The sequence below is a fragment of the Williamsia muralis NBRC 105860 genome (assembly GCF_001598915.1).
Classification (GTDB): Bacteria; Actinomycetota; Actinomycetes; order Mycobacteriales; family Mycobacteriaceae; genus Williamsia; species Williamsia muralis.
This window is the reverse complement of sequence record NZ_BDAP01000001.1, coordinates 534526-554526: the sequence shown is the minus strand read 5'-3', so window position 1 is coordinate 554526 and position 20001 is coordinate 534526. Positions and strand designations below refer to the sequence as shown.

General features: G+C 64.6%; 25 protein-coding genes and 1 tRNA gene. 11 read left to right on the top strand and 15 right to left on the bottom strand.

Going from position 1 to position 20001, the window contains the following annotated elements:
* Positions 1 to 78 precede the first annotated feature (78 nt).
* The 5 genes from WIMU1_RS02735 to WIMU1_RS02715 form a co-directional block, all read right to left on the bottom strand.
* The gene (locus WIMU1_RS02735; RefSeq protein WP_255283869.1) at positions 79 to 1104 is read right to left on the bottom strand and encodes a GAF domain-containing protein; all 1026 of its coding nucleotides are present in this window, start codon (positions 1102 to 1104) and stop codon (positions 79 to 81) included.
* A 164-nt stretch (positions 1105 to 1268) separates the two neighbouring features.
* A tRNA-Ser gene (locus tag WIMU1_RS02730) sits at positions 1269 to 1359 on the bottom strand.
* An 89-nt stretch (positions 1360 to 1448) separates the two neighbouring features.
* On the bottom strand, positions 1449 to 1658 hold the full coding sequence (locus WIMU1_RS02725; protein WP_023956656.1) for a CsbD family protein: 210 nt from the start codon (positions 1656 to 1658) through the stop codon (positions 1449 to 1451).
* A gap of 134 nt (positions 1659 to 1792) precedes the next feature.
* Positions 1793 to 2251 (bottom strand): nucleoside deaminase, encoded by a 459-nt coding sequence (locus tag WIMU1_RS02720; protein WP_023956658.1) that lies wholly within the window; start codon positions 2249 to 2251, stop codon positions 1793 to 1795.
* Between the two features lie 21 nt (positions 2252 to 2272).
* The gene (locus WIMU1_RS02715; protein ID WP_023956660.1) at positions 2273 to 2782 is read right to left on the bottom strand and encodes a tRNA adenosine deaminase-associated protein; all 510 of its coding nucleotides are present in this window, start codon (positions 2780 to 2782) and stop codon (positions 2273 to 2275) included.
* A 91-nt stretch (positions 2783 to 2873) separates the two neighbouring features.
* Here WIMU1_RS02715 and WIMU1_RS02710 point away from each other — a divergent pair, with 91 nt between their 5' ends.
* A complete protein-coding gene (locus WIMU1_RS02710) occupies positions 2874 to 3860 on the top strand; it encodes a prephenate dehydrogenase (protein ID WP_062795041.1) in 987 nt (328 codons plus the stop codon).
* Here the strand turns inward: WIMU1_RS02710 and WIMU1_RS02705 are convergent.
* The 8 genes from WIMU1_RS02705 to WIMU1_RS02670 form a co-directional block, all read right to left on the bottom strand.
* Positions 3833 to 4381 carry a putative glycolipid-binding domain-containing protein gene (locus tag WIMU1_RS02705; protein ID WP_243404518.1) on the bottom strand — a complete coding sequence of 183 codons (549 nt, stop codon included), beginning with the start codon at positions 4379 to 4381 and terminating at the stop codon, positions 3833 to 3835. The two genes, WIMU1_RS02710 and WIMU1_RS02705, sit on opposite strands and share 28 nt — an antisense overlap.
* Before the next feature lie 158 nt (positions 4382 to 4539).
* Positions 4540 to 5241 carry an ABC transporter permease gene (locus WIMU1_RS02700; protein WP_062795040.1) on the bottom strand — a complete coding sequence of 234 codons (702 nt, stop codon included), beginning with the start codon at positions 5239 to 5241 and terminating at the stop codon, positions 4540 to 4542.
* Positions 5238 to 5933: an ABC transporter permease gene (locus WIMU1_RS02695; protein ID WP_023956668.1), complete on the bottom strand. Its 696-nt coding sequence runs from the start codon at positions 5931 to 5933 to the stop codon at positions 5238 to 5240. Before WIMU1_RS02695 ends, WIMU1_RS02700 begins: the two co-directional genes overlap by 4 nt.
* Complete coding sequence (locus WIMU1_RS02690) at positions 5930 to 7030, bottom strand: ABC transporter ATP-binding protein (protein WP_062795751.1); 1101 nt, start codon at positions 7028 to 7030, stop codon at positions 5930 to 5932. The genes WIMU1_RS02695 and WIMU1_RS02690 overlap by 4 nt, the downstream gene beginning before the upstream one ends.
* A 22-nt stretch (positions 7031 to 7052) precedes the next feature.
* Positions 7053 to 8054 carry an ABC transporter substrate-binding protein gene (locus WIMU1_RS02685; protein WP_062795039.1) on the bottom strand — a complete coding sequence of 334 codons (1002 nt, stop codon included), beginning with the start codon at positions 8052 to 8054 and terminating at the stop codon, positions 7053 to 7055.
* Between the two features lie 78 nt (positions 8055 to 8132).
* Positions 8133 to 8873 (bottom strand): class I SAM-dependent methyltransferase, encoded by a 741-nt coding sequence (locus WIMU1_RS02680; protein ID WP_211339033.1) that lies wholly within the window; start codon positions 8871 to 8873, stop codon positions 8133 to 8135.
* Entirely contained in the window at positions 8870 to 9664 is a 795-nt protein-coding gene (locus WIMU1_RS02675; RefSeq protein WP_084247964.1) for a class I SAM-dependent methyltransferase, read from the bottom strand. Before WIMU1_RS02675 ends, WIMU1_RS02680 begins: the two co-directional genes overlap by 4 nt.
* Complete coding sequence (locus tag WIMU1_RS02670) at positions 9661 to 10500, bottom strand: hypothetical protein (RefSeq protein WP_062795037.1); 840 nt, start codon at positions 10498 to 10500, stop codon at positions 9661 to 9663. Before WIMU1_RS02670 ends, WIMU1_RS02675 begins: the two co-directional genes overlap by 4 nt.
* A 163-nt stretch (positions 10501 to 10663) precedes the next feature.
* Here WIMU1_RS02670 and gad point away from each other — a divergent pair, with 163 nt between their 5' ends.
* The 4 genes from gad (at position 10664) to WIMU1_RS02650 (ending at position 14408) form a co-directional block, all read left to right on the top strand.
* The gene (gene gad / locus WIMU1_RS02665; protein ID WP_062795036.1) at positions 10664 to 12022 is read left to right on the top strand and encodes a glutamate decarboxylase; all 1359 of its coding nucleotides are present in this window, start codon (positions 10664 to 10666) and stop codon (positions 12020 to 12022) included.
* Between the two features lie 350 nt (positions 12023 to 12372).
* Entirely contained in the window at positions 12373 to 12609 is a 237-nt protein-coding gene (locus WIMU1_RS02660; RefSeq protein WP_133248652.1) for a hypothetical protein, read from the top strand.
* A 255-nt stretch (positions 12610 to 12864) separates the two neighbouring features.
* Complete coding sequence (locus tag WIMU1_RS02655) at positions 12865 to 13152, top strand: hypothetical protein (protein WP_147431432.1); 288 nt, start codon at positions 12865 to 12867, stop codon at positions 13150 to 13152.
* 44 nt (positions 13153 to 13196) lie between these two features.
* Positions 13197 to 14408, top strand: a complete 1212-nt coding sequence (locus WIMU1_RS02650; protein WP_062795033.1) for an NAD(P)/FAD-dependent oxidoreductase — start codon at positions 13197 to 13199, stop codon at positions 14406 to 14408.
* Positions 14409 to 14452: 44 nt separating this feature from the next.
* Here the strand turns inward: WIMU1_RS02650 and WIMU1_RS02645 are convergent, their stop codons facing one another.
* The gene (locus WIMU1_RS02645; RefSeq protein ID WP_062795032.1) at positions 14453 to 15310 is read right to left on the bottom strand and encodes an ATP-grasp fold amidoligase family protein; all 858 of its coding nucleotides are present in this window, start codon (positions 15308 to 15310) and stop codon (positions 14453 to 14455) included.
* A 39-nt stretch (positions 15311 to 15349) separates the two neighbouring features.
* Between WIMU1_RS02645 and WIMU1_RS02640 the strand changes: the two genes are divergently transcribed.
* Together WIMU1_RS02640 and WIMU1_RS02635 are read left to right on the top strand one after the other, a co-directional pair.
* The gene (locus tag WIMU1_RS02640; protein WP_062795031.1) at positions 15350 to 15781 is read left to right on the top strand and encodes a YybH family protein; all 432 of its coding nucleotides are present in this window, start codon (positions 15350 to 15352) and stop codon (positions 15779 to 15781) included.
* 175 nt (positions 15782 to 15956) lie between these two features.
* Positions 15957 to 16928 (top strand): intradiol ring-cleavage dioxygenase, encoded by a 972-nt coding sequence (locus WIMU1_RS02635; protein ID WP_062795748.1) that lies wholly within the window; start codon positions 15957 to 15959, stop codon positions 16926 to 16928.
* Here WIMU1_RS02635 and WIMU1_RS02630 read toward each other — a convergent pair.
* A complete protein-coding gene (locus WIMU1_RS02630; protein WP_120802857.1) occupies positions 16925 to 17278 on the bottom strand; it encodes a hypothetical protein in 354 nt (117 codons plus the stop codon). The genes WIMU1_RS02635 and WIMU1_RS02630 overlap by 4 nt on opposite strands.
* A gap of 112 nt (positions 17279 to 17390) precedes the next feature.
* On the opposite strand from WIMU1_RS02630, the gene WIMU1_RS02625 reads away from it, so the two are divergent.
* From WIMU1_RS02625 to WIMU1_RS02610, 4 genes are all read left to right on the top strand, one after another.
* The gene (locus WIMU1_RS02625) at positions 17391 to 17855 is read left to right on the top strand and encodes an SRPBCC domain-containing protein (RefSeq protein WP_062795029.1); all 465 of its coding nucleotides are present in this window, start codon (positions 17391 to 17393) and stop codon (positions 17853 to 17855) included.
* Between the two features lie 86 nt (positions 17856 to 17941).
* Positions 17942 to 18787 carry an AraC family transcriptional regulator gene (locus WIMU1_RS02620; protein WP_062795028.1) on the top strand — a complete coding sequence of 282 codons (846 nt, stop codon included), beginning with the start codon at positions 17942 to 17944 and terminating at the stop codon, positions 18785 to 18787.
* Between the two features lie 121 nt (positions 18788 to 18908).
* On the top strand, positions 18909 to 19283 hold the full coding sequence (locus tag WIMU1_RS02615; protein ID WP_062795027.1) for a VOC family protein: 375 nt from the start codon (positions 18909 to 18911) through the stop codon (positions 19281 to 19283).
* Between the two features lie 42 nt (positions 19284 to 19325).
* Complete coding sequence (locus WIMU1_RS02610) at positions 19326 to 19991, top strand: GntR family transcriptional regulator (protein ID WP_062795026.1); 666 nt, start codon at positions 19326 to 19328, stop codon at positions 19989 to 19991.
* Positions 19992 to 20001 lie beyond the last annotated feature (10 nt).

The window sequence follows — 20001 nt, the reverse complement described above, 5'->3', positions numbered from 1 at the left end:
CACGAGGTGCAGGCTTTCCGTGCATACGCAGGTGTTGCAACACCTGCGTTTGTACACAAACCCGGCAGGGATTCGCCTTCACAACCTGCCTTCTCGACCCGCGGACTCCACTCGCATCAGCCCATGTCCGTTCGACCCCGCGGTCGCGGCAGTGAGGGTGATGCGTGCGCCGTGCCATGGCCCGTCCGAAAACCGCACTCTGACCACGTATTCGGCCCGAGGTATACGTTCGGTCGCCACCGCGATCTGGGCTTCCATGACAGTGGACATGTCGTCGGGATGGAACTCTGCGTTCTGCGTGGCCCATCGATCCAGCGGGGCAGGCGGCTCAGTCAGCCATTCGGTGACGATGCCCGTCGCGAAGTCGACATGCCCGATGCCCCACTCCCCGTCCACCAGCCGCGCGACCACCCGGGCCGTCCGGCGGTTGTAGGCTGCGGCCGAGCTGGGTTCGCGCACGTCGGTGATGTCGTGGACGATTCCCCGCAACCCCCAGGTGTCGTCGCGGTTCTTGACCGCGCGCATGGTCATGTACACCTGGGCCAGATCCCCATCGTCCCGGCGGATGGTGATGTCGCTGTCGAATGCTTCGCCGTCCGTGATGTTCCCCGCCATGATGTCGGCCACATACGTGCCGAGTTCGCCCTCACGGGGGAACGCCTCGAAGTACTTGAACACCTCGGGGCTCACCCGCGTCGTCTGCGGATCGGTGATCCCGAGGATCTCGGTCTCGATGGTCGGCCCATGATGGGTCAGCTGTGTTGCCGGATCCCAGAGAAACGCTCCGACCAGCCGGCGGGGTGGCGGCAGCTCGCGCTCGAGGCCCACCCACACCTGGACGCCGTAGACACTGCCTCCGGGTCCTTCGACGGGGTGCCCGACCATCATCAGCGATTCGTTCTTGTCGGCGGAGAGCACTCGGCGAACGGTGCTCCGCGAGCCGGTCACGTCGCCGACGATCGTGAGCAGTGCCGCGGTCACCTGGGGACTCCGCAGATTGTCGCGCCGGCGGATCGACGAATAGCGCCGTGGCCTCACCCTGTCGAACACGAGAGTGGGCTCTCCATTGCCCATGCACTCGATGAGAATCCAGCCGTGACCCATGTAGACCCCCACACAAAAATCGCTGTCGTGCCGCACCACCGCTGCGACGGTTACCCCGGTTACCGATTACACCCCACCGCCCGGGTGCGACCTCATGCGGAACCATCGGACTCGATACAACACAGAAACAGCCCCTCACCTGGATCAGGTGAGGGGCTGTTCGCTGGCGGTGGCGGAGGGATTTGAACCCTCGGTACGGGGTTACCGTACACAGCATTTCGAGTGCTGCACCTTCGGCCGCTCGGACACGCCACCGCCGAAAACTGTACCGCAGGGCCGGGCTGAGCCAACAATCCGCTGGTCAGTCCGGCTGTACAGACAGCCTTCGGCGGTATGAGCGGCTCTTAGTGGCCGGTCAGCTTGTCTTTGAGGTTGTCGACGCCACCCTTGACGGCGTCGGCAGCGTCAGACACCTTCTGCTTCGCGCCGGCACTGGCTTGATCGCCCTTGCCTTCGTTCTTGAGGTCGTGGTCGTTGGTCAGGCTCCCTGCGGCTTCTTTCCCGCGGCCCTTGAGATCTTCGGCCTTGTTCTTGGCATCGTCGGATACAGCCATGGATCCTCCTAGTTGACTCGATCTGTGACCAAGGTGCATCACACGCGACTGTCGCGTTCTCCAGGGGTACCCACTGCCCCACCGTTTCAACCCGACAACCCGGGAATTCGACGATCAGCGCGTCGACGATGCCCTCACGAGGGTCGTCGACCAGCGAAGAACTCGCGCAGGACCGCGGCACACTCGTCGGCGAGCACACCGCCGCGCACCTGAGGACGGTGGACGTTGCGGCGGTCGCGCACCACGTCCCACAAAGAGCCCACGGCCCCTGTCTTCGGCTCCCACGCACCGAACACCAGCCGATCGAGTCTGGCCAGGGTGATGGCGCCCGCGCACATGGTGCACGGCTCGAGGGTCACGGCGATGGTGCAACCCGTGAGCCGCCATCCGTCGCCGACCACGTCGACCGCTTTTCGGATGGCGAGGATCTCGGCGTGTGCGGTGGGATCGGAGGTCGCCTCGCGTGCGTTTGCGGCCTGCGCGATGGCAGTGCCATCGGAATCGAAGACCACCGCGCCCACGGGCACGTCTCTGGGATCGGCTCCGGCGGCGGCCGCCAGTGCCGCCTCGATCATCTGCTCATCGGTACCCATGCCCCGACTCACGAAAAGTACTCAGTGACCGAGCTTCTCGAGCGTCTTCGACAGCTCGTCCGCGAAACCGAGTCGGGCGGCGATCATCCCGATCTGTTCGTCGGCATATAGATCCGTGTCACCGACGATGATGCTCATCACCGAGTCCGGCAGACCGAGGTCGGCGAGAATGGCCAGATCGCCTTCTTCCCACGGTTCGACATCATCGATCTCGTCGGGGTCGATGTCGGGGATCTCGACATTGAGCACGTCGAGTACATCGGCGGCGATGTCGTAGTCGATTGCCGCTGTGGCGTCCGAGATCAAGAGTTTTGTTCCCGACGGCGACGGCCGCACGACGATGAAGAACTCGTCGTCCACGTCGAGCAGTCCGAACACCGCTCCGGCGCTGCGCAGGCCCCGCAGCCGATTCTCGGCTTCACCGAGTTCGGCCAGTGCACTGCGATCCATTGCGGTGAGGGTCCACTTGCCGTCCTCCCGGACGACCGCAATGGCGAAACCATCTACATCATCCGCACCTGCAGCTGCCATGCGGTCACGGTAGCGGTCGGCGCGGGTAAACCCAACTCTCTACGAGCAGCCGCGTGACCTGCGTACCGCCCGCGTGTGCCAATCTGATCGAGTGACCGCGACCTCGCCACAGCCCCGGCCCTCTGTCTGTGTTCTGGGCCTGGGTTTGATCGGCGGTTCGTTGCTGCGGGCACTGGCCGCCACCGGTCGGCCGGCGTTCGGTTACAACCGCTCCGAGGCCACCGTCGCCGCTGCCGCCGAGAGCGGGTTCGACGTGTCGACCGACCTCGTCGCGACCCTCGCCCGCGCAGCGGAGCAGTCGGCGTTGATCGTGATCGCGACGCCGGCTCCCACAGTTACCGCGATCGTCGCGGCCGTCGCCGAGCACGCTCCCCGGTGTCCGCTGACCGATGTGGTGAGCGTGAAGCAGCCGGTCGCCGACGCGGTTCACGCACAAGGGCTCAGCAGCAACTTCGTGGGCGGCCACCCGATGGCGGGTTCGGCCGACTCGGGCTGGGCGGCCACCGACCCCGCTCTTTTCGACGGCGCGGTCTGGGTGGTCGCCACCGACGACGGCGCCGATCCCCACGTGTGGCGGACCGTTGCGCAGCTCGCCCTCGAGGTCGGGTCCCGCGTGATCCCCGCGGCGTCCGATGAGCACGATCGCGCTGTCGCGGGCATTTCCCATCTACCTCACCTCACGGCCGCCGTAACCGCTGTGGTGGGCGCCGGCGAAGGTGAACTCGCGTTGCGGCTCGCGGCGGGCTCGTTCCGCGATGGGACACGCGTCGCCGGCACCAAACCGTCTGCGCAGCGGGCCATGCTCGAGGCGAACGACATCGCCTTGCTCAATGCACTCAGCGAAACCATCGACCGCCTCACCCGTGCCCGTGACCAACTGCGCGACGAGGGCTCGGTGGAGATCCTCGTCGACGACGGGCACCGCGCACGCAAGCGCTACGAGCAGATCAACGCTTCCGCCGACGTGCCCGTCACCGACGTGGTGATCGGTTCCCACGGCTGGGAGGCGGCACTGCGTGACGCCGCCCGCCGCGGCGGGGTGTGGACGGGTCAGACCCGTTCGGCCAACCCCGGGTAGTTGATGACAAAACCGTTGTCGTCGACGGTGAGGGTGGTGTCGGCCACCGGTGAGACCACTCCGACGCCATCGGCACCGGGTGTGTACTGCAGCGTCGCCGACTTCACCTCGCCCGTGGGCAGATAGAGGTAGGCAACGGGGACGGCGACCGGCGCGGCCGCGGGTTTGCCCAGGCCCAGCCTGCGGATCGGCAACGCGTTGAAGAAGGGGCTGAGCGCCAGGTCGACGTCTTGTGCACCGCCGAAGTCGCTGCGCTCCATACCGCGGGCAGTCTGGACCAGCCAGGTGTCCTCACCGTCGCGGGTGATCGAGATCTGGGCGTCCCCACCCGCGCGCACGAGGTGCAGCGACAACCGCTTGGTGACACCGGCATCGTTGGTGACCAGGTCGTACGAGGCGCTGAAGGCCTCTCGGTCGGCGGTTGCCGCAGCAACGATCCGCCCATACGCCTTCACCCGATTCCCGGTGACCGCGACACGCACCTGCTCGAGCCGGTCCTCGCCTATCCCACGCCAGGTCATCACTGTCTTGAAGTCGCTGTTGTCAGAGACACCGGCCGACCCTGGCTGGAGCACGTTTGCCTCTTGGGACACGTCTGGGGAATTCACACCTTCAAGGTAGGCGACCAGACCCCATGTTTCCGAACCAATGGCACACATTGGCCGGTCCACCCCTTTGATCAGGCGGTGGACAGGTCAGGAGTGCGTCGCAACCGTCCAGTGCCTGGGACCGACGCCCAGCTGACACCTGCGAGTATGCCGTCGAGAATCAGGGCCAACAGCGTGACCAGCAGCGACCCGGCGATCATCGGCGGGTAGTCATAGGTGGCGAGGCCGTCGAAGATCGGGCGTCCGAGGCCACCCAGGCCGGCGTAGGCGGCGATGGCTGCGGTTGCCACCACCTGCAGCGTGGCGTTACGCAGGCCACCCAGGATGAGTGGGAGTGCGTTTGGTAACTCCACTCTGAGCAGCACCTGCAGATGGCTCAACCCCATGGCCCGGGATGCGTCGACCACGGCCTTGTCGACATTGGCGACCCCCGCATAGGTGCCTGCCAGCAGCGGCGGGATCGCGAGGAGGATCAGAGCGATGATCGTGGGCGTGAGTCCGAGACCCATCCACAAGATGAAGAGCAGCAGCAGACCCAGGGTCGGCAACGACCTCAGGACGTTCACCAGTCCCACCACCGCCACCTCGCCCTTGCCGGTGTGACCGATGAGCAAACCAATCGGGATCGCGATCAACGCCGCGACCGCCACTGCGTAGAAGGTGTAGCCGATGTGTTGGCCGATCTCGACCAGCAATCCCTCGGAGTCCTCGGTACCGGTCCAGTTGGTTCCGGTGGTCAGGTAGCTGACGGTGTCGCTGAAGATGTTGCTCATGCCGGTGCCGCCTCCTTGGCCAGGTTCATCCGGCTACGTGCCAACCTGCCCGGTCCCCGGCCGACGCGTGCCCACGGGGTCAGCACCCGGCCGATCACCACGAGGACCAGGTCGATCACCAGTGCGAGAACCACCACGGCGATGATGCCGGCGACGATCTCGTCGGTGTAGTTGCGGCTGTAGCCTTCGGTGAACAACCGTCCCAGGCCGCCGAAACCGATGACCGCACCTACCGACACCATCGAGATGTTGGTCACCGACACCACGCGAATGGTGGCGATGAGCACCGGGATCGACAGGGGCAGTTCCACCTTGAGCACGCGTTGCCACGGCTTGTATCCGATGGCCTTGGCGGCGTCGACAGCGGCCGGAGGCACGGCGTCGAGCGCTTCGGGAACCGAACGCACAAGCAGCGCAGTCGAATACAAGGCCAGCGCCACCATCACGTTGACGTCGGAGAGAATGCGCGTGTTGATCAGCGAGGGCAGCACGATGAACAGAGCGATGGACGGGATGGTGAAGATGATCGAGCCGATCACGATGGTCACGCGCCGCGCCGGCCGGGACCGGTACACCAGGAGACCCAGCGGAATCGCGATGACCAGCGCCACCGCCAGCGGGATCATCGATAGTTTGATGTGCTCGAGCGTCAGTTCCCAGACCTTCGAGAAGTGGTCGAAGAGGTAGTTCATGATGCCGACTTGCGCTGCTGTTCGAGAGCAGCGAGCACGTCGGCGGCGCGGACCCCTCCGCTCACGGTTCCTTGGCCGTCCACCACCACACCGATTCCAGAGGGCGATGACAATGCGGCATCGAGTGCCTGGCGCAACGACCCGGACTCACTGAACAGGGACCCACCGGCCGAACAACTGTCGTACAGCGACGCCCCACCGGAATGCGCCCGCACCCCATCGGCGTCGACCCAACCGAACGGGGTTCCGTTCACCGTCACCAGGCGCCATTCGTCGGCGCCGAGGACCAGCCCGTCGATCTGCGCTTCGGTGATCGGTTCGAGCGGCTCGATCTTCACGTCCTGACCCGAATTGAACTGCAGCAGACGATAACCGCGGTCGCGACCGACAAACGAGGACACGAACTCGTCGGCGGGCGCGGCGAGCAGTCGCGCCGGGGTGTCGAATTGGCGCAGGACACCGCCTTTGCCGAAGATCGCGATCCGGTCGGCGAGCTTTACGGCCTCATCGATGTCGTGGGTGACGAAGACGATGGTCTTGCGCAGCTCGGCCTGCAGTCGGAGCATCTCGTTCTGCAGGTCCTCGCGAACGACGGGATCGACAGCACTGAACGGCTCGTCCATCAGCAGGATGGCCGGATCTGCAGCCAAAGCCCTTGCCACACCGACACGTTGTTGCTGTCCGCCCGACAGCTGGCCCGGGTACCGGGTGGCGACGGTCGAGTCCAGACCGACCCGCTCGAGGAGTTCGAGCGCCGCGCGCCTGGCCGCCTTGCGCGACTCGCCCTCCAGCACCGGGACGGTGGCCACGTTGTCCACCACTCGCTGGTGGGGCATCAGACCGGCGCTCTGGATCACGTAACCGATCCCGCGTCGCAGCGTCACCGGGTTGGTGGTGCTCACGTCTTGTCCGTCCACCTTCACGGTGCCGGACGTCGGATCGATCATCCGGTTGATCATGCGCATCGAGGTGGTCTTGCCACATCCCGACGGACCCACAAAGGCCGTGAAGCTGCCTTCTTCGATCTCCAGGGTCAGGTTGTCGACCGCGGTGGTGCCGTCGGGGTAGGTCTTGGTCACCGCATCGAAGGTGATCATCGGCTTCCTTCCATCGGTCATCTCATGACCCCAGCTGCTTGTTGAGCCCGTGGTCTCTCACCCAGCGTTCTGCCGCGTCCTCGACTTCGAGTTTCTGTGTGCCCGAGACCATCTCGTTCAGGGTTCGGAGTTCCTCCACGGTCAGCTGCGCCGACACCGCGTCGAGCACCTTGCGTAGTTCCGGCGAGTCCTTCGACTTCGCCAGCACCGGCACGATGTTGTTGGCGGGGAAGTTGTGTTTCGGATCTTCCAGCACCACAAGGTTTTCCGTGGTTATCGCGGGCGTTGTGGTGTAGATGTCGGCGGCGGTGACCCGTCCGCTGGTCAGCTCGTTGATGGTGGCCTGGCCGCCGCTGTCGTTGTTGGGCTTGAAGTCCACGTCCAGCCCATAGTTTCGGCGTAGGCCCGGTACCCCCACCTCACGGGTGGCGAACTCGCTGTTGGCCATGAAGCTGACGGTCTCCGACTGCGCCACTCGAGCGAGGTCTGCGATGGACACCAGGTTCCACTTCTCTGCGCTCTGTCGGGTGACGGTCACCGAGTCCGAGTTGGACCCGGGAGCCGGCGTGTAGGTCAGCAGATCGTCACCGAGTACTGCGGGCAACGCATTCTCGATGTCGGGCAACGACGTCAGCGACGAGTACTTCGTCACCTCTTCCTCGGACAGCCCGGGAGCGGCCGCTGCCAGATACTGGAGCAGGTTCCCGATGTAGTCGGGTGCGATGTCGATGTCGCCGGCGCGCAGGGCGGGAAGGTAACGCTCCCGGGTACCCGAATTGAGCTGGTTCTCGGCCGTGAACCCGTTGGCCTCGAGAACGTCGATGTAGATCTGACCGATGATCTGGCTTTCCAGCACGCCCCCTGATCCGACGACGATGTGACGGGGATCGGGATCACGCGATCCCGCACGGTTGAGGGGATCGAAGCATCCTGTCACCACGGTCGCCAGCAGCATGACGATCAACGGCACCAGGGTGAGCCTGATCCAGGTCCGCCGGCGAGGGAGCGTTCGCATCTGTTCCATAGAACACCACCGCAGCGATGGCGTCAGCATGGCCGGCCGATTTCGTTCATGGTGAGCCGAACTCGACGTGCCGACCGCTCAGAGTCGGTGGGCGCGGTACACGTGCGTCCGGTAGGGCAACACGATGACACCGTCGCCGTCGGCCACATCATCCGCCAGCTCCTGCACCCCCGCCAGGATCCGGGTGCGTTCGGCCTCGGCTGCGGTGATGACATGACTGCGCGACGCTGCCATCGCAACAAGCTGTTCCGATGTCATCGGACGCTCCCAGTCGAAGGCCTTGTGTTTTAACGGACCGAAGTGCGTTCGTAACCGGGGTCCTCCCCTGGCCACGAACATTTCGGCAGCGCTGGCGGACATGATCTCGGTGAGCGCGGCCACCCACGGAACCGACTCGTCCCGGATGTTCCACACCAGGCCGATCCGTCCACCGGGCTGCAGTACCCGGGCGGCTTCGGCGGTCGCCGGCTCGGGCTGCACCCAGTGCCAGGCCTGCCCATAGGTCAGGACATCGGCCACCGAGTCGTCGAGTGTCGTCTGCTCGGCAGTGCCCGATACCGAGTGCACCGTCGGCAATGCCGAGGACAACGCGTCGAGCATCACCCGATCCGGCTCCACCGCGATCACCGTCCGTCCCGGCGACAGGAGCGACGCGGTGAGTTTGCCTGTGCCGGCACCGATGTCGACGACCACTCGGGCGTCGGACGGAACGAGATGGGCGATTGCAGCTTCCGGATAGTCCGGCCGGCCCTTGCTGTACGACGCTGCTTCGCGACCGAACGACGTGGCCATCCGCCCTTGCCGGTGAGGGTCGGTCATTGCCACGACGTCCTGTCCCTGGTTGCGCTCACCACCACGTACGGGGCCGCGAAGGTCACCGAGCCGTCGGCGTGCGCGAGGTCACCGAACACGTCCCGAAAACCGTTGACAACCTGCTGACCTCGTTCGTCGTCGATCATCGACAGCAGGTTGACGTGCACCGGGGACTCACTGGTCACCAGATGCATCGCCTCGTCCACGGAACCGAACTGCCACAGATGGTCGCGCTCGTCCACCACAACATCGATGAAGCCATCGGCGAGTCTCTGTTCGATGGCTGCCGGGTCGGCCCACGATTCGGGCGACACGTCACCGAACTGCGGCGCCGGCGACGGGCCGAGCACGTCGGCGATCGGTGCGAACAGCGGTTGGTCCGGCGCCGATGCCCAGGCGGTGTACGCGAATGTCCCGCCGGGCTCCAGCAATCTGCGGACCTCGGTGATCTGAGGTTCGGGCTGCACGAAGATGATGCCCACGCTGGAGAGCACCACGTCGGCCGGCGGCAGTCCGGTCGCGCTCGCGTCCGCACACACCCAGCGGATGTCGAGACCCGAACGTGCCGCTTCCACCTCTGCTTCTTCGAGCAGTTCGACGGTCAGGTCGACCCCCGTGACCTGAGCCCCTTCACGGGCGCAGAGCAGTGCCGCGCTGCCGGTTCCGCAGGCGAGGTCGTAGACGACCGCACCCACCAAGGGGGTACGACGACCGGTAACGGCCACCAGGTCCTCGGCGAGTGGGACGAGGTGATCTGCCACCGTCCGGTACCGACCCCGAGCCCATGGCGTGCTCATGAGCCGAGATGGACGCAGACCGCCAACACACCCTTCTCGTCGGCGACGACCTTCCCGTCGACCTTGATCGAGCACGTCACGTCATTGCCGTCGATCGAAAATGCACTGAGCTGCAACGTATCCGGCGCGCCGTCGATGGTCTTGGTCCACGGTGTGCGGGGATCGGACTCGGTCTTCTCGCCGTCACGATCGCTGTACAGGATCAGCATCGCCGACCCGGTCACCTCGTACTCGACCGTTCCCGATGTCGAACTCGTGGTGGTGGTTTCCGTGGTGGTGGTGTCGTCGGTTTCCCGGGTGGTTGTCGTCTCCGTGGTCGACGTTGCCGAGGTGGACGTCGCCGATGGAGAGTCGTTGTCGGAATCTCCCATCAGAGCCAGGGCCGCGAACGCTCCGCCGGCGACCACGATCAGTGCGACCACCACGCCCAGGATGATCAGCAGGGTTTTCTTGCTGCCCCCGTCGTCGGGCCCGTTCGGGGGACCGCCGTAGCCGCCTCCGTACGGAGGCTCTCCGTATGGAGGTCCGCCACCATAAGGGTTGTTGCCGTAGGGATTGTTCGGGTCGTACGGCTCCCCATACGCAGGCTGACCTTGGGGACCATAGGCGGGCGGGCCATACGCCGGTTCGCCGTATTGGTTACCGCCGTATTGGGGATCGCCGTATTGGGGAGTCGGGCCGGACCCGTACGCGGGCATCTGGCTGGTGCCGCTCGGGCCCTGACCCGGCTGATCCGAGGGTTGACCCCAATACGACTGTTGCGGTTGCCGAGGATCCTGGCCGCCCCAGTACGGCTCATCCGGCTTGTTGGGATCGTTGCCATATCCGGGCCCCATACGTTTTGCTCCTCAGCTCGACCTTCAGGAGTGAAACACTACCGGCGCGGCGTACGCAGACCTAGAAATCGTTTCCCCATACACGCGCACGGCAAACGGTACGATCAAAGCGCTTCGCGGGCGTCGAAAAGCACCGCGTCTCATCCAACGCGATGGAGTTCAAATGTCGAACGAACGTGGATTGATCGCTCCCGCATACACCGGCCGACTCGCTGTCGAGGGTGTCCCGGCACTGAGAATTCCGGACGACTCGATGGAGCCGGAAATCGCGTACCGCTTCATTCACGATGAATTGATGCTCGACGGCAATTCGCGCCTCAATCTGGCCACATTTGTGACCACTTGGATGGATCCACAGGCCGAACGATTGATGGCCGAGACCTTCGACAAGAACATGATCGACAAAGACGAGTATCCGCTGACTGCAGCCATCGAATCTCGGTGCGTGAGCATGGTCGCCGATCTGTTCCACGCTCCCGGACTCGACCCCGAGGACGCATCGACGGCCACCGGCGCCTCCACCATCGGCTCATCGGAGGCGGTGATGCTCGGCGGGCTCGCCCTCAAATGGCGCTGGCGCGAGAAGAAGACGGGTGGCACACCGAACCTCGTCCTCGGCAGCAACGTTCAGGTGGTCTGGGAGAAGTTCTGCCGTTATTTCGAGGTCGAACCGCGCTACCTTCCGATGGAGGAGGGTCGCTACGTCATCACCCCTGAGCAGGTGACCGAGGCGGTGGACGAGAACACGATCGGCGTCGTGGTGATCGCCGGGACCACGTACACAGGCGAACTCGAGCCGGTCAAAGAGGTCGCCGCCGCCCTGGACAAGCTCGCGGCCGATGGCGGCCCGGACATCCCGATCCACGTCGACGCGGCCAGTGGTGGTTTTGTACTGCCGTTCCTGCATCCCGATGTCGAGTGGGACTTCCGGGTGCCGCGCGTGGTTTCGATCAACGTCAGCGGGCACAAGTACGGACTCACCTATCCCGGAGTCGGTTTCGTGGTCTGGCGGGGCAAAGAGGACCTTGCCGAAGACCTGGTGTTCCGCGTCAATTATCTCGGTGGCGACATGCCCACCTTCACCCTCAACTTCTCGCGCCCCGGCAACCAGGTCATCGGCCAGTACTACAACTTCCTGCGGCTCGGGCGCGCCGGCTACACCGACATCATGAAAGCGTTGTCGAGCACGGCCCAATGGTTCGCCGGGCAGATCGCCGAAGAAGAAGAGATCAAGGTCCTGACCGACGGTTCGGCCATCCCTGTCGTGACGTTCAAGCTGAATGATCCCTGCCCGTTCACGGTCTTCGACATCTCTCATGGACTCCGGGTGTACGGCTGGCAGGTACCCGCCTACACGATGCCCGACGACGCCACGGACGTCGCCGTTCTCAGGGTCGTGGTGAGGGAGGGGTTCTCGCGTGACATGGCCCGCGTCCTGCATCAGCACCTCGTCGAGGTGATGGACGGACTACGCAAGATACAGGCCGGCGGCCATTTGGAAACCCAGCATTTCGCTCACTGATTACTGATCCGACTTTTGTGTCCTGGGTCACCATTGGCCCGGGGCGGCTCCACCGCTCGAGGCGGGATGGGCGGCGATCGCATCATTGTCGGCCGAGCCGGTAACCACCCTCCTGACGATCGATACGAGCACTTTCTCCTCTTCGGTCGTTAATTTCGCATGTTCTTTTATTAACTCACCAGCAATTACTCATTGACCTGCGACAAGTAGGCGTCTCTCGTGCGACGGTCAGGGCAGTTGGCCAAGTGGCCAGCTGTCCAACCCATCCAGGGAGAACAAATGCATTTGTCGACATGCCCACCGATCACCACCCAAAAGCAGAGCGGTTTCGCAGCACGGGGGTTCGGAGCATGAAGGATCCGAAGCTGATGCTGAGTGTTGCCAATGCCATCGAGGAGCGCGCCGACTGGACCCGCACCATCCAAGGTGTCTCCATCGGCATGTGGTTTGCCGTCGCGGTCCGTCCCGGCGCGTGCGGATCACTCCTCAGCGGTATGGCCGCCATGTACTTTCCGGAGACCGAAGTGGTCGGCGACCCGGGTAAGGCGTTCTACGCCGCGGTGCAGGAGGCCCTGGTGATGAGTTGACCCGCAGCCGGCCGTGCGGTCGCCTCGGTGAGGAATGTGTTACCTGATCGCCGACCATCGCACCGCTGACCCTCGCAGCATGGCATGGACCACGACGAGGTGGTCCGATGTCATCCTCGAACTCCGTTCCCGCAGCATCACCTGGGACCGGAGACGGTGACGCACGGCCGAAATCGACCGAGCACCCAGGCGCAGGTGCCAGATCACCCAAAATCTCTTAGGCTGACTCATCACCACACGTTGAGGAGAATGCAGATGGTCGACAAGGGCAGGGAGTCGACTGCATCAGACATCCCTCTGTCGGACGCCGACGAGTCCGCAGGCGAAGCGATCGCGGAGGCGGTCACCGCGGTCCACCTCGACGACCACCGCTTCGAGATCCCGAGCCAGTTGGCCACAGAGATCTTCGACCAACTCGACGCGTCCGTCGACACCACCCGCGCCGTCATGCTCACGCTGACCGACGATGCGTGCATCATGATCGCGCCCGACGACCCGATGGTCATCTTCGTTCAACGCGATGTGGTCGACACCGGTGCGTGATTCGCCGACGGGTGGTCACCGGAGGTTCTGGGTACAGGGCCGATATGACCCCAGCAGCGAGCACAGCGGACCAGTACTTCGACGTTCTGGTCATCGGCGGCGGTAACGCCGGGATCAGTGCCGCGGCCCGGCTGATCAAGAAGGGCATCACCGACGTCGCCGTCATCGAGCCGCAGAGGGTCCACACCTATCGGCCACTGCTGTCGTATGTGGGTGGCGGCCAGGCGACGTTGAACGACGCCGAACGAACCCAGCGATCGGTGACCCCCGAGCAGTGCACATGGGTTCAGGACACAGCCATCTCGGTTGATGCGCCGTCGCAGACGGTGCTGTGCGCGTCAGGCCGTACCTACCGATACCGAGACCTGGTTCTCGGGCCCGGGCTCGTCCCGGATGCTGACGCACTACCCGGAATCGACGCGGCCCTCGAATCCCCTGCTGTCGCCAGCAATTACGTGGACCGGGCCGAGGAGACATGGGAGTTGGTCAAGTCCATGCCCGCTCGCGGACGGGCTGTGTTCACCGTGCCTCGCGCGCCGGTGAGCTGTACCGGCACCACGCTCAAACCACTCTTCCTGGCTGCAGCCCACTGGCAGAAGACCGGCCGACTGCCCGGGGTCGACATCTCCCTGGTGGTCGACCGTCCCGAGTTGCTGGGTGTGCCCGACCTCGACGGCCGGCTGTACAGCCTTCTAGCCGACCTCGACGTGCGAGTGTTGCGCAATACAGCGGTCACCGAGCTCGATCCCGAGGGTCAGCAGATATCGGTGACGGGGGCCACCGGGTCGGTCGAACGACTGCCCTACGACATGCTTCACCTGGTCCCGCCGTTCCGTGGGCCCTTGTGGGTCGAGTTGTCAGGGCTTTCCGGCGCCGATCCCCGGGGTCTCGTCGACATCGACCCCCACACGTTCCGTCATCACACGTACCCCGACATCTGGGCTGCAGGAGACGGGGCCGCGGTGGCCACGGACCCGTCCGGCGGTGCGCTGCGTCGGCAGATCGCAATCCTCGTCGACAACCTGATCGCTGCCCGCGAGGGAAAAGCGTTGGCGGAGTACGACGGATACACGGTCGCGCCCGTCGCCATCGACGGGCACAGGCTGATCGCCGGTGAGTTCGACCGGGCCGGCACCGTCGAGTCATCGTTACCGTCGTTTGTCGACCCGCTCAAACCACGACGATCGGCATGGGCCTTCGACCGCTACGGACTGCCGCAGATGTACTGGAACCTGATTCTCAAGGGTCGGCTCTGAGGCCGGGATCGGCTGCAGCGCCGGCGATTCGGAGCGACACCGGTTCAGAGGTCGGGCAACGTCCACCAGCTGCCGAGTTCTTCATCGAAGGAATCCGGCGAATACCGGCCGAGCCCACTCATCGGATATGCGGTGGTTTCGCCGAACCACACGTGGCCGTCGACGTCGTACAGATCGACGCGGAGGAAATCGAATCCCTGCGCGATGCGTTCGGCGATCGCGATCATCTCCGACAGATGGGGCGGCGCAGGCACCAGCGGGAGGTCCTCCGCCCCGGGATGCGTCGCGACCCGATTCCACGAGGTGTCGTAATACGAGGCCCGCGGATCTGCGACTCGATCGGAGACCACCAGCACGTATCGCGCGACGCCTGCGAAGACGAAGAACTTGTAGTCCGAGGGGAGGACATCGGATGTACCGATCCGCTCTTCGACCAGGATCCGCGGCGTGGCCCGGCTGTACCCCCACTCGCCCATCAGCTGCCAGTTCTCGTTGTCGAGCCACCCGTCGGTCCGGGCGAGCAGGTCGTCGAGGTCGGGACGTCCATGGCCCACGATGATCTTGCCGAACCGGTGTGCCGGCTTGAGGATCCACCGATCGGGCAGATCGACCGAGCCCAGGTCCCGCAGATCGGTTCCCGCCCAGAGGGTCTGCGGAACCCTCACAGAATCTCCGGCAGTGGCAGACGCCAGTTCTTTCATGGCCAACTTGTCGCACGTCGGGGCCAGCAACTCGCGGCGGTCGTGGCGCACTCGCCAGTTGACCTTGTCGGTGAAACGTTGCGGATTCCGCAGACGCGGCAGGCGTCGGTGAAGGGCACCATAGAACAGAATTCGTCTCGGTGTCAGTGGAATTCGCATGATCGCGGCGAGCGCGACCCGCGCTACGGTGGTGTCAGACATCGGCATCAGACTAACCCCCTAAGGCGGAAGAGGATTACTTTGCAGGACATCACGATCCGGGATTGGTTCGAGAGCTGGCGTCAACTGATCGTCGACGTCGACTACGACAAGGCCCGCACGATGTTCGCCCCCGACGTCGTCGGCTTCGGGACCTACATGCGACTGGTCCGAGGCATCGACGAGTTGGAGAACGAGCAATGGCGTTCCATATGGGGCCGTATCACCGAGTTCCGTTTCGACCTGGATTCGATGGTCACCGGCACGTCTGATGACAAGCTCACCGGCTGGGGGCTGTGCCTGTGGACCTCTACCGGTTACGCCGAGAACGGGGCGCCGTTCGAACGGCCGGGCCGCTCGACGGTCTTGCTGACCCGATCAGACGTCGACCAACCGTGGCAGGCGATACACACTCATCTCTCATTGGTTCCCGGCACACCGCCGCGCACCTTCGGGCCACCGCCCGCCGGCTGAGCCCACTCGAAACCGTTGCGGCCGCAGGTTCCTCGGTACCCGCCCAATCCCGCAGCGGCTGCCGCTCACCGTGGGTGGGATCTTCGCAGCGGCCGTCCAGCTGGTTGCCAGGTTGTCGATCAAGACTGATGTCACCCCGGTTCGACTATCGAACCGGACCGACAGAGGAGGCACCATGACACCGCGCAGGCAACGTGATTCGACACCGACCTACGAGGGTCGCCGACTGCCGCGGCCTGCCGACGAGGTGGTCGACCAGGGGTTGGCTTTCGACGTGGATACGTTGTTCAGTCGGCGCAGGATGCTGGCAGTGTTCGGATTGGGTGCAGCCACCGTCGGATTGGCGGCGTGCGGAGGGTCGAGCAACTCGAACTCGGCCACCAGCTCGGCGACGACGCCTGCATCGACCACAACAAGCACAGGGTCATCGACGGCACTGACCGAAATTCCCGACGAGACCGCAGGTCCCTATCCCGGGGACGGGTCCAACGGACCCGACGTACTCGAACAGAGCGGCATCGTCCGCACCGACATCCGCTCGAGTTTCGGCGACTTCAGCGGGACTGCCGACGGGGTTCCGATGACCCTGCAGCTGACGGTCTCCGATCTCGCCGACGGAGGTGTCCCCCTGCAGGGCGCCGCTGTGTACGTGTGGCACTGCACGCGCGAAGGTGGATACTCCCTGTACTCGGACGGGGTCACCGACCAGAACTTCCTGCGCGGCGTCCAGATTGCCGATGCCGCCGGAAAGGTCGAGTTCCTGAGCATCTTTCCTGCGTGTTACAGCGGCCGCTGGCCTCACATCCATTTCGAGGTCTACCCCGACCAGAACAGCATCACCGATTCCAGCAATGCCATCTCCACGTCGCAGGTCGCGCTTCCACAGAACGTGTGCGACGCCGTCTACGCGACCGCCGGGTACGAGGATTCCGTGGCCAACCTCACCCGGGTCGGACTCGACAGCGACAACGTCTTCGGTGACGATTCCGGTGCCGCCCAGCTGGCCTCGGTGACCGGCGACGTCACCGGCGGTTACACGGTTTCCCTGGCCGTGGGGGTGGACGCCACCACCGAACCCGCGGGCGGCCAGGTACCCGGGGGCGGTGCCCCACCCGGCGGAATGCCGAACGGTGGCCCGACGGGCTAGCTCGTGCGTCCGTCCACCAGCGCATCACGAAGCTGCAGGACCGCCGCCTTGACCCAGATGTTGGCCCCGAACCCGCCGTGGCTGTTGAGGTAACTGGCGCAGAGCTCGGGCATCGTCGGTGCGTACACAGCCAGCTGTGCGTTCACTGCGGCATGCAACGTCGCCGAACTCACCGTCGCCGAGGCCGGACAGTGCCGGTCGATGAGGGCCATGTACTCGGTGAGCATCTCTGGCGTCACACTGCCCGTCTGCTCGCCGGACGCGGCCGATGACACTTCTTCGGGTAGTTCAGCCAGCATGATCAGCGCCAACGGGTTGTCCGCCACTATGGGCGCACGATGTTGGGTCATACGTTCAGTGTGCACGTGTCCACTCGAAATGCATATCGATTCGCGCGGGCAGACATGGTGGGGCGACGCGGGCCGCCTTGCCGTGTCACCGATTCTTAGGCAGTGTTGGGGCATGAGCGAAAACACGAAGGTCACAGTCGAACGCACCATCGATGCGCCCGTCGACGCAGTTTTCGACGTTCTTTCCAACCCCGAGCGGCACCAAGAGCTCGACGGTTCGGGGTTCATCCGCGGCGTGGACCACGCCGATCGGATCCAGCAGGTCGGCGAGGTGTTCACCATGAACATGCAGGGCGATCACATGGGCGGCGAGTACAAGACCGACAACCACGTCTCCGGTTACGCGAAAGACAAGTTGCTGGCATGGAAGACCGCACCCGCCGGTACGGAACCTCCCGGCTGGGAGTGGTTGTGGGAGTTGGAGTCTCAGGGCCCCAACGAGACGTTGGTCCGGCACACGTACGACTGGTCCAAGGTCACCGACAAGAAGCTCCTGGAGAAGGTGAAGTTCCCGCTCGTCACCGAGGATCAGCTGACCGACACCCTTGCGCGATTGGCCGCAGCGACTGCTTCCTGACCTGAGTCGCCGGCCGACGCGGTATTCCGGCCGGCGCAACGCGGTCGGCCGGGTGAGATGAGCTTCGATCAACGACAGGTTCTCTCATGCAACGTCCAGACATCACGGTCCGACGAGGCGAGTCCTCGACAACCCGATGGCAGACGGTGACAGGACGGCCCGGGCGTCATCTGCGGGGCGTGGTGGACAGTTACGTCGAGTTCCTCGAGCACTCGGTGTCGCCGGTGAGCCGCCGTGAGATTCCCGGGCCCGCCACTGTGCTGATCATCGAGCTGGGGTCGGCAGTGCACGCGGCAGGTGCTACCGAGACCGGGTCGTTGCGTCCGGTCAGCGCCTTCGTCGGCTGCCCTGGCCGTGGTCCGGCGCTGACCTGGCACCAAGGGGCCCAGCACTGTGTCGAGGTCCGCCTCTCTTTGCCTGGCGCCTATCAACTGTTCGGCACGATGGACGACTTCGGGGGCCGCATCGTCGATCTCGACAGCGTGCTGAACATCTCGGCCGACAGTCTGGTCGAACAGCTCGTCACCGAGCCGGATGCCGGCGCCCGGTTCGGCATCTTGGACCAGATTTTGGGAGATGCAATGGCATCCGGCCCATCTCCCGATCCGGAGGTGCTCTACGTCTGGAACCGCCTCCAGAGCACCTCGGGCAGCGTGCAGATCGGTGAGCTGCTCGCGGACACCGGATGGAGTCGCTCCCGCCTGGCCACACGATTCCGTGCGCAGACCGGTCTCACACCTAAAGCCGCTGCCTCGATCGTGCGGTTGGATCGAGCCGCACAACAACTCATGGCCCAGCCGACTGCCTCGCTGTCGTCGATGGCCTTGTCGTGCGGCTATTTCGACCAGGCCCATTTCAACCGGGATTTCAAGAATTTCGCGGCGTGCACTCCCCTGGAGTGGCAACGCACTCAACGAGCCGATTTGTTCTGAGCCGACGTCCATTCGGATGGCGGCGGTGTCCACCACGCCGGCCGACATTTGTACAAGACGCGTATCTCGCTGCGGCATAACGTGGCCGACGACCGCATTTCACCGCGACGTTGGAGCTCATATGCCTGCTGGACCCACTCACTTCGAACTCGGCGTCGACGACGCCGAACGCGCAAAAGTCTTCTACAGCAAGCTGTTCGGATGGACCTTCCATCCCGTGGGTGAAGGACGAGAAGGCTGGATAGAGACCGGCGGTGTGCCCGGAGGGTTACACGAGAACGACCCGAATCCCGGTGTGGTTGTGTACTTCAGCGTTCCCGACCTCGACCACGCGCTGACGACCGCAGGTGAACTCGGCGGGCAACCGGGTCGACCCAGTGCCGAGGAGCCCGGGTTCGGCCGGTTCGCGGAGTGCATCGACGACCAAGGCACACGTTTCGGACTGCACCAGCCACCCAGCGCGGGGACGCCAGGGGCAGCGGGACCTGCCAGATAGGTCCACAGGCCACGAAGTCGCGATTACAACTATCCTGACCGGATGCACACCGACTCGGATGTCGCCGCTGCGATGACAAGAGAGCCGGCGACCAGGGAAGCGATTGCTGCAGCGATCCGCGACGACGTTCTCGATGGAAAGCTGCAACCGGGCGACCGTCTCCCGGAACCCATGCTCGCCGAACGATTCGGGGTGTCGCGGGTACCGGTCCGAGAGGCGCTGTCGCAGTTGCAGAGCGAAGGATTCGTCAACCTCGAGCGCTACAAGGGCGCGACCGTGTCAGGCGCGTCACGGGCCGACGCTATCGAGTTGATGCAGGTCCGTCGAGGCCTGGAGGTGTTCGGTGCCCGACTGGCTGCCGAGCGCAGCGGTGGTGAGTTCGCCGCCGAACTGCGTCTCGTCATCGAGTCGGGAACCCAGGCCGAGCGGTTGAAGCAACATGATCAGGTCCCTCCCCTGGTGCTTCGCTTCCACACGCTGATGGCCGAGGCTTCCGGGAACCACGAACTGGCCCGCACTCTCGAACACACGCTGCGACGCATCGCGTGGGTCTTCGACCGCGACGTGGAGAGCAGGGCCGACGGATGCTGGCGTGACCACACGGCGATTGCCGGTGCCGTTCTGGACGGCTCCCCCTTTCAGGCGGGCTATCTGATGGATGAGCACGTGAAGAAAGACGAAGATCTGGTTCGGCGACTGATCAAGTAGCACTTCGTAT

Excerpts from the sequence above, each read along its gene's own strand:
- WIMU1_RS02650 (WP_062795033.1), top strand. The coding sequence starts at position 13,197 with ATGACCCCAGCAGCGAGCACAGCGGACCAGTACTTCGACGTTCTGGTC.
- WIMU1_RS02690 (WP_062795751.1), bottom strand. The coding sequence starts at position 7,030 with ATGATCACCTTCGATGCGGTGACCAAGACCTACCCCGACGGCACCACC.
- WIMU1_RS02645 (WP_062795032.1), bottom strand. The coding sequence starts at position 15,310 with ATGTCTGACACCACCGTAGCGCGGGTCGCGCTCGCCGCGATCATGCGA.
- WIMU1_RS02625 (WP_062795029.1), top strand. The coding sequence starts at position 17,391 with ATGAGCGAAAACACGAAGGTCACAGTCGAACGCACCATCGATGCGCCC.
- WIMU1_RS02735 (WP_255283869.1), bottom strand. The coding sequence starts at position 1,104 with ATGGGTCACGGCTGGATTCTCATCGAGTGCATGGGCAATGGAGAGCCC.
- gad (WP_062795036.1), top strand. The coding sequence starts at position 10,664 with ATGTCGAACGAACGTGGATTGATCGCTCCCGCATACACCGGCCGACTC.
- WIMU1_RS02705 (WP_243404518.1), bottom strand. The coding sequence starts at position 4,381 with ATGACCTGGCGTGGGATAGGCGAGGACCGGCTCGAGCAGGTGCGTGTC.
- WIMU1_RS02610 (WP_062795026.1), top strand. The coding sequence starts at position 19,326 with ATGCACACCGACTCGGATGTCGCCGCTGCGATGACAAGAGAGCCGGCG.
- WIMU1_RS02615 (WP_062795027.1), top strand. The coding sequence starts at position 18,909 with ATGCCTGCTGGACCCACTCACTTCGAACTCGGCGTCGACGACGCCGAA.
- WIMU1_RS02720 (WP_023956658.1), bottom strand. The coding sequence starts at position 2,251 with ATGGGTACCGATGAGCAGATGATCGAGGCGGCACTGGCGGCCGCCGCC.
- WIMU1_RS02695 (WP_023956668.1), bottom strand. The coding sequence starts at position 5,933 with ATGAACTACCTCTTCGACCACTTCTCGAAGGTCTGGGAACTGACGCTC.
- WIMU1_RS02635 (WP_062795748.1), top strand. The coding sequence starts at position 15,957 with ATGACACCGCGCAGGCAACGTGATTCGACACCGACCTACGAGGGTCGC.
- WIMU1_RS02660 (WP_133248652.1), top strand. The coding sequence starts at position 12,373 with ATGAAGGATCCGAAGCTGATGCTGAGTGTTGCCAATGCCATCGAGGAG.
- WIMU1_RS02670 (WP_062795037.1), bottom strand. The coding sequence starts at position 10,500 with ATGGGGCCCGGATATGGCAACGATCCCAACAAGCCGGATGAGCCGTAC.
- WIMU1_RS02700 (WP_062795040.1), bottom strand. The coding sequence starts at position 5,241 with ATGAGCAACATCTTCAGCGACACCGTCAGCTACCTGACCACCGGAACC.
- WIMU1_RS02725 (WP_023956656.1), bottom strand. The coding sequence starts at position 1,658 with ATGGCTGTATCCGACGATGCCAAGAACAAGGCCGAAGATCTCAAGGGC.
- WIMU1_RS02685 (WP_062795039.1), bottom strand. The coding sequence starts at position 8,054 with ATGGAACAGATGCGAACGCTCCCTCGCCGGCGGACCTGGATCAGGCTC.
- WIMU1_RS02680 (WP_211339033.1), bottom strand. The coding sequence starts at position 8,873 with ATGACCGACCCTCACCGGCAAGGGCGGATGGCCACGTCGTTCGGTCGC.
- WIMU1_RS02620 (WP_062795028.1), top strand. The coding sequence starts at position 17,942 with ATGCAACGTCCAGACATCACGGTCCGACGAGGCGAGTCCTCGACAACC.
- WIMU1_RS02675 (WP_084247964.1), bottom strand. The coding sequence starts at position 9,664 with ATGAGCACGCCATGGGCTCGGGGTCGGTACCGGACGGTGGCAGATCAC.
- WIMU1_RS02655 (WP_147431432.1), top strand. The coding sequence starts at position 12,865 with ATGGTCGACAAGGGCAGGGAGTCGACTGCATCAGACATCCCTCTGTCG.
- WIMU1_RS02715 (WP_023956660.1), bottom strand. The coding sequence starts at position 2,782 with ATGGCAGCTGCAGGTGCGGATGATGTAGATGGTTTCGCCATTGCGGTC.
- WIMU1_RS02630 (WP_120802857.1), bottom strand. The coding sequence starts at position 17,278 with ATGACCCAACATCGTGCGCCCATAGTGGCGGACAACCCGTTGGCGCTG.